6 protein-coding genes are annotated in these 6,935 nt (G+C 70.7%); 3 read left to right on the forward strand and 3 right to left on the reverse strand.

Translation table 11 applies throughout. The annotated features are described in order from the left end of the window. Positions 1-146 precede the first annotated feature (146 nt). Both AB0J87_RS63745 and AB0J87_RS63750 read right to left on the reverse strand, forming a co-directional pair. Positions 147-521, reverse strand: a complete 375-nt coding sequence (locus AB0J87_RS63745; protein WP_363985711.1) for a cupin domain-containing protein — start codon at positions 519-521, stop codon at positions 147-149. Next, the gene (locus AB0J87_RS63750; RefSeq protein ID WP_363985701.1) at positions 518-1,435 is read right to left on the reverse strand and encodes a type II CAAX endopeptidase family protein; all 918 of its coding nucleotides are present in this window, start codon (positions 1,433-1,435) and stop codon (positions 518-520) included. The genes AB0J87_RS63745 and AB0J87_RS63750 overlap by 4 nt, the downstream gene beginning before the upstream one ends. A 257-nt stretch (positions 1,436-1,692) precedes the next feature. Between AB0J87_RS63750 and AB0J87_RS63755 the strand changes: the two genes are divergently transcribed. From AB0J87_RS63755 to AB0J87_RS63765, 3 genes are read left to right on the forward strand one after another with little or no spacing between them, the layout of a single operon-like run. Beyond that, positions 1,693-2,649: a D-alanine--D-alanine ligase family protein gene (locus AB0J87_RS63755; RefSeq protein WP_363985703.1), complete on the forward strand. Its 957-nt coding sequence runs from the start codon at positions 1,693-1,695 to the stop codon at positions 2,647-2,649. Then, a complete protein-coding gene (gene murF, locus AB0J87_RS63760; protein WP_363985705.1) occupies positions 2,646-4,031 on the forward strand; it encodes a UDP-N-acetylmuramoyl-tripeptide--D-alanyl-D-alanine ligase in 1,386 nt (461 codons plus the stop codon). Before AB0J87_RS63755 ends, murF begins: the two co-directional genes overlap by 4 nt. A gap of 29 nt (positions 4,032-4,060) precedes the next feature. Further along, positions 4,061-4,753 carry an aspartate/glutamate racemase family protein gene (locus AB0J87_RS63765; RefSeq protein WP_363985707.1) on the forward strand — a complete coding sequence of 231 codons (693 nt, stop codon included), beginning with the start codon at positions 4,061-4,063 and terminating at the stop codon, positions 4,751-4,753. A 47-nt stretch (positions 4,754-4,800) separates the two neighbouring features. Here the strand turns inward: AB0J87_RS63765 and AB0J87_RS63770 are convergent, their stop codons facing one another. Beyond that, positions 4,801-6,732, reverse strand: coding sequence for an ATP-binding protein (locus AB0J87_RS63770; protein WP_363985709.1), 1,932 nt, complete (start codon positions 6,730-6,732; stop codon positions 4,801-4,803). Positions 6,733-6,935 lie beyond the last annotated feature (203 nt).

A 6,935-nucleotide genomic window follows, 5' to 3' on the forward strand; every position in this document is an offset into this window, starting at 1 on the left:
TCACATCCAACCTCCGCCCCCCCCATCCCGCCCCGGCCGGCGCGCCCAGTGCGGGCGCGCGCGCGCCTCCTCTCCAGCCTGGCCGCGAGCCGAACGAGGCCGGCGGGACCATGGGCGCCGAGCCGGCAGACCTGTCCGCCGTCACGTCACGGCCGGGCAACCCGTAGGTGTCGTCGTTCGGCCGGCTCCTCCGCGCTGACCAGGGTCAGGATCGGGGCACCGGGCGGCGCGAACATGGTCACCACCAGCTGCGACTGCGCGTCCGGAAGGTTGTTGCCGCCCTGGAGGTGGATCACGTCGCCGCCGGGCTCGAACAGGGCGTCACCGGCCTTGAGCACCCGGGGCGGCTGCCCCTCCAGCTCGAAGAGGATCTCGCCCTGGGTCACGTAGCCGAAGAGCGGCCCGGGGTGGCGGTGCGGCGGTGCGGCGGGGTCACCGGGCGGCAGGGTGACCTTGACGGTCCTGGCCTCGGCGCCGGCCGGGATCCGGGCCGCCGCCTCCGGCCCCCCGCGGTCGTTCAGTTCTGCTGTGCGGGTTCCTCGGCCGGGCGGTAACCGAGGCGGCCGCGGGTCGCGATGAGGACCAGGATCGCTGCCGTGGCGCCCGCGAGCAGGGTGACTCGACTCGCCTGCTCGGCGGTGGCGATCGACGGGAACATGTCCGAGTAGGCGAGTGACATGAAGTTGTTGACGCTGACGTGCAGCACCATGATCAGGGGCAGGCTCTGGCCGGTCCGGTTGAACACCCAGGTGACGACCACGCTGAAGACGCAGGCGAAGGCGATGAACTCGCCGACTCTCGTCCAGGTGACGTCCGGCCACCCGCCCCACTCGCTCAGGAACAGCGGCAGGTGCCAGACGCCCCACAGCGGGCCGAGGACGAGGGTGCCGCCCAGCGGGCCGAACCTGCGCTGGAGGCGGGGGAGGGCGAAGTCGCGCCAGCCGGGCTCTTCCGCCAGACCGGTGGTGACCATCTGGAGCAGCAGCCCCGGCACGTAGGCGGCCAGTACGGCGACCGGCGGCAGGTGGATGTCCTCGTCGGACACCGCGACTCCGGCGACGATGATGGCGGCGGGAACGCCGAGGGCGGTGACGACGTACCAGACCCAGTTGACCCGCCACTTGGTCATCCGCCCGATCCACCGGCGGACCCCTTCCCTGCCGTCCGCGACCGCGGTCACGATGAACGCGCCGAAGATGGGGCCGAGGTAGGCGCCGGGGAGGACGCCGGTGAACTGCGTGGTCCCGAGCAGCGAGGGGAAGCTGAAATCCCAGATCCCCAGGCCGTTCGCCGAGAGGATGTAGGGCGTCCAGGCGAGCCAGCTCATCAGGTTGGCCAGGACGAAGAAGCTGATCAGCGGACGGCGGCGGATGAGGCCTCGAAGTCCGCTCCGACCCGGATGCTGCTCGGCCCCCGGCCGACTGTCGACTGCCATTTCGATTTTCCTTAGAGGAGTGCTTGACCGACGGCGATCAGCACATCAGCCGCGGGCCCCTCCGGTCGTTCCCGCCTACGGCCCAATGAAGGTATAGCCAGGGGTACGCGATGGAGTCGGTCGTGGCACACCGGGAGTGCGCTTCGGTCAGGAAGTGGACAGCGAATGGCCTGTGAACCGGTCAGGCAAAAGGCCGACACTCGGCGGGCTGGTCCTGCGACAACGAACACCGTGCCACTGAGGAAGGCTGATCGATCGTGACTGAACGCGTACGCGTGGCTGTGCTGGCGGGTGGGCCGTCCGCCGAGCATGAGGTGTCGCTGCAGTCGGCGCAGGCCGTGCTCGACGCTCTGCCGAGGGATCTGTACGAGCCCGTCGCCGTCATCATCGACCGGCAGGGCAGGTGGCCGGTGGAGCTGCGACGCGATCTGGCGGACGTGGTCTTCCCCGTGCTGCACGGGCCGTTCGGCGAGGACGGCGTCGTCCAGGGTCACCTGGAGACGCTGGGCATCCCGTACGTGGGCTGCGGCGTCATGGCCTCCGCCGTGGCCATGAACAAGGTCACGATGCGGCGCATGTTCCTGGCGGAGGACATTCCGGTCACCCCACATGTGTGGTTCACCGAGCACGAATGGCGCACCACCACCGACCACTGGGGTCTGGTGAAGTCGCTCGACTGGCCGATGTACGTCAAACCGGCCGGCATGGGCTCCTCCATCGGCATCTCCCGTGTCACCTCCATGGAGGAGTTGCGCGCCGGCGTGGAGCTGGCGCTGGCCTACGACCGGGTGGTCATCGTCGAGCAGGGGGTGACCGCGCGCGAGCTCATCTGCGGCGTGCTCGGCGGCTATGACACCCCGGATGCCTCGGTGCCCGGCGAGCTCATCGTGCCCGGCGACTGGCTCGACTACGAGGCCAAGTACCTCAGCCGGGCCGAGATCGCAGCCATTCCCGCCGTGCTGCCGGAACGGGTGGCCGAGGACGTGCGCGAGCTGTCCCTGCGCGCGTTCCGGGCGATCGGCGGCTACGGCCTGTCCCGTGTCGACTTCCTCTATGAGGAGGACACGGGACGCCTGTACGTGCTGGAGATCAACACCATGCCCGGCTTCACCTCCCGTTCCGTCTACGCCAGGGCCTGGGCCGCGAGCGGTGTCCCGTACCCGGACCTGCTGCGCCGCCTCATCGACCTCGCGTTCGCCAGGAGCGGCTCATGATCCCCATGACGCTGAACGAGATCGCGCAGGTCGTCGGCGCGAGCCTGCATGACGTGCGCGACCCGCAGGCGCTGGTGACGGCTCCCTCGGCGGTCGACTCCCGCGAGGTGGTGCCCGGCGGCCTGTTCGCCGCGACGGTCGGCGCCCGCGTTGACGGTCACGACTACGCGGCCGTCGCCGTCGCGGGCGGCGCCGTCGCCGTGCTGGCCGCAAGGCCCGTCGGCGTGCCCGCCCTCGTGGTCAAGGACGTCCAGCTCGCGCTCGGCCTGCTGGCCAGGCACGTGCTCGAACACATCGGCCCGATCGTGATCGGCCTGACCGGCTCCGTGGGCAAGACCACGACCAAGGACCTGCTGGCCCAGGTGCTCGAACGGCACGCCGCGACGGTCGCCACCGACAGGTCGTTCAACAACGAGCTCGGGCTGCCGCTCACCGTGCTGCGTGCCGATGCCACCACCCGATACCTGGTGCTGGAAATGGGTGCGAGCCGGAAGGGCGACCTGAGGTACCTGACCGGGCTCGCACCGCCCCAGGTCGGGCTGGTGCTCAATGTCGGCACCGCACACGCGGAGCGGATGGGAGGCGGGCCGGCCGACGTGGCCGAGGCCAAAGGAGAGCTGGTCGAGGCGCTTGCGGCGGACGGGTTCGCCCTGCTCAACGCCGACGACCCGTACGTCATGGGCATGGCCGGCCGTACCAGGGCCCGGATCCTGCGGTACGGCAGGTCGGCGCGGGCGCAGGTGCGAGCCGAGGACGTGCGGATGACCGGCCGCGCGCGAACCGCGTTCGAGCTGGTGACGCCCTCCGGTCGCGCCCCGGTCGAGCTCGACCTCATTGGCGAGCACCAGGTGAGCAACGCCCTGGCCGCAGCCGCCGTCGCCACCGCACTCGGCCTGGGCGTCGCCGAGATCGCCGACGGGCTGAACGCCGCGCGGCGGCGCTCCGCGGGCCGGCTGGAGATCGTCGAACGACCCGACGGCATCACCGTCGTCGACGACGCCTACAACGCCAACCCCGAATCCATGCGGGCCGGGCTGCGGGCGGCGAAGGCCCTGGCCGGCACCCGTCGTACCGTCGCCGTGCTCGGCGCGATGGGGCAGCAGGCGGACGCCTCCCGCGCCCGGCACGCGGAGATGGGCCGGCTCGTCGCCGACCTCCGCTTCGACGTGCTGATCGCGGTCGGAGCAGGGGATCCGCTCGCGATGGCGGAGGCAGCGCAGTCCTCGGACCAGGGCGTGGCCGTCCACACCGCCGAGGACGTGGCCGGGGCCCTCAGGCTGGCCACCGCGCTGCTCGAACCGGGGGACGTGGTGTTCGTCAAGGCGTCCAGCGAGATCGGCCTCGGTGCCTGCGCCCGCGCGCTGGCGGCGCCGGCCTGTTGACCGCTCCTTTGCTGAATGAACGGAGTTCCATGCGCACCATCGGTCTCATCGGCGGGTTGAGCTGGGAATCGACGGTGATCTACTACCAGATCATCAACCAGCGGGTACGCGAGCGACTCGGCGGCAGCCATTCCGCCAACAGCCTCATCTGGTCGGTCGACTACACGACCGTCGAGGACCTCATCTTCGCCGGCCGCTGGGACGAGGTGAGTACGTTGCTGACCGAGGCGGGCAGGAAACTGGAGGATCTCGGCGCCGGCCTCCTGCTCGTCTGCAGCAACACCTTCAGCCGGGTGAGCGACGACGTGGAACGGGCCGTGAGCGTGCCCGTGCTGCACATCGCCGACGTCGTGGGCGCCGAGATCCGCGCCAGGGGCATGCGCAAGGTCGGTCTGCTGGGCACTCGCTTCACCATGGAGCAGCCCTTCTACCGGGACCGGCTGGCCGCCCACGGCTTCGACGTGGTCGTCCCGCGGCGTGAGCAGCGGGAACTGGTCCATCACGTGATATTTGACGAACTGGTGCGCGGGGCGCTCCGGGAATCGTCCAGGGACGCGTACGCCCGGATCATCGATGATTTCGCGGACGACGGCGCTGAAGGCGTCATCCTCGGCTGTACGGAGATCGAGCTGCTGATCAGCGAGAAGGACAGCGCCATCCCGGTGCTGCCGAGCGCTCGGCTGCACGCGGAGGCGGCGGCCGGCCTCGCGCTTGCCGGCTGACCCGCCCCCGGTCGCGTTCGTTCACGGTGGCAGGCCCGCGCACCGGCTCAGGTGTACGCCGGTGCGTCGGCGCCATACAGCTCCCGGTGCCACAGGTCGGCGCAGACGCGTTCGATCCCGGCCGTCAGGTGGCGGCGGTAGGTGGTGAATGGGAGGCCGAGTCGTTCCGCGGCCAGCTCCTGGGTGGGCGTGCCGCGCAGGAACGTGACGGACAGCGCCCGGTGGGACTTGACCGAGCGCGGATCCTCCCGCAGGTCGTCGATCGCCTGGCGGAGCAGGTCACCCAGTGCCGTGGCCGGGCTCTGCCCGGCCCGCTCGGCGATCAGCCTGGTGCGCGTCAGCGGGGAAGCGGCCAGCGCGTCCAGCCGCGACAACTGGCGCAACGCCTTGCGAACGGCTTCGGCGAACTCCGCCTGGGACAGCACCGCCAGCTCCGCCGTCGCGGCAGGGCCCGCGTGGAGCGGGCGGTTCATCCGCTCCAGCCACGCCTGCGGCGGCACCGCGCGCCAGTCATGAACGAACAGGCCGTACGCGTCGTCCCCCAGTTGTGGCTGCTCGGCGATGTCACGCATCCCGTACTGCCGCCGTAAATGCTTCGGATGCCTTATCTCGATATATGACCATGCCATCCGCTCGGACCGCAGACAATTGCCGATCACCCGCCACTGGATCAGATCCATCACCGGCGAGTTCCCCCGATACGGCGGCAGCGCCCACAGCCGGCTGACCGCCAGATGTTCACCGGTGCGCAACGGCGTGGTGGCACGCGCATGCGCCCACGCCCTGGCCACGATGGGATCGGCCGCAAGCTCCTCCTCATCCGGTTCCGCCAACCGCAACCACGCGGAGAAAGCCACGGGCTCGCCGGTTTCGGTCCGCCGATACAGCCGGAACGCCTCCGGCTGACGTTCCGCCCAGAAGGCGGCGCAGCCCGCACCCTCCGCCGCCACCCGGAGCAACGTGCCGACGTCTTCCTCCCGCAACACCTCTTCCTGGAACTCGTCGTGGCGGCCGTGGAAATCGGCCGGCGCCCCGTTGTCGCGATGCAGGTAGAGCAGCGCCGCCACCGCGCCGGGCACATCCACGTCGTTCGCCGTGCGCACCCGCTCCGCCAGCTGCGCGTGGATGCGGTCGTGCATCGCCGCGTACCCCTCGGGATCCCGCCACCGCAGGTCCGCCTCCAGCAGCTCCCGCACCACGTCCTGCGGAAACAGCCCGCGGCTGCTCGACTCCACGAACGGCAACCGCCGCAACCACCGGAACAACCTCCCGGCGTCCTCCGGCAAGGCCGCCCGCAGCAGGTCCTCCGTCGTCGTGTACGCATGCGCGCAGATCTCCAGAGCATGCCGGTGCGCCGCCGAAGGCAGCTCGCCCACCAGCTGATCCAGCAACGTGGCCACCACGTCCTGATGCGGCGTCCACCTCCGGCCGGCCCCGCCGTCCTTCACCGCCACGGCCGCCCCCAGCAGCAGCGCCAGCGGATGACCGCCGGCGAAGGCCAGCAGCGGCTCGCGCAACTCGGCCGGCACCCCGGAGGAGTCCATCAGGGCCTGCGCGTCTCCGGCCCGCAGGTCGCGCAGCGGCAGCACCTCCAGCGCCCCCGCCCATCCCGGATCCGCCTGCCACCGCATGTCCGGCGGGTTCCGCCCCGCGATCACCACCAGCGCCCCCATGGGCACCCGTGGCAGGAACCGCTCGCGCAGCCATACCTCCAATCCCTGAATGCGTTCGAAGTCGTCGACCAGCAGCACCGCGTCCGCATCGCGAAGCACCAGCCCGGCCTCGGACGCCGGGTCCAACATGCGCCCGTCCACCATGGACACCGGCCGCCCCGCCACCTCGGCCTCGTGAGCGAACCGCCGCAACAGGGCCGACTTCCCGATGCCGCCGGGACCGTGCACGTACAGAACGCTGCAGCCGCCGCCGTACAACGCCGCGTTGAAGACCGCGAGCTCTTCCTCCCGCCCCACGAACGCCATCTCGCGCGCTGCTTGCAGGCGCCATCCCAGCAAGCCGGACTTGTTGTGACTCCCCGATGACATACCCTGGCCCTCTCCGAACGCCCGGTGGATCATGAGCTCCCGTTCTCGATGTCGTAGCCCACGCCGGGGTGGGGCCGTCGTCGTGGTGGCCTGCCGCGGCGGTCGGGGCGGTGTTCGAAGTGCCACCACTCGTTGTCGTA

Origin of the sequence: Nonomuraea sp. NPDC049625 (genome assembly GCF_040675285.1) — a bacterium.
Taxonomy (GTDB): Bacteria; Actinomycetota; Actinomycetes; order Streptosporangiales; family Streptosporangiaceae; genus Nonomuraea; species Nonomuraea angiospora_A.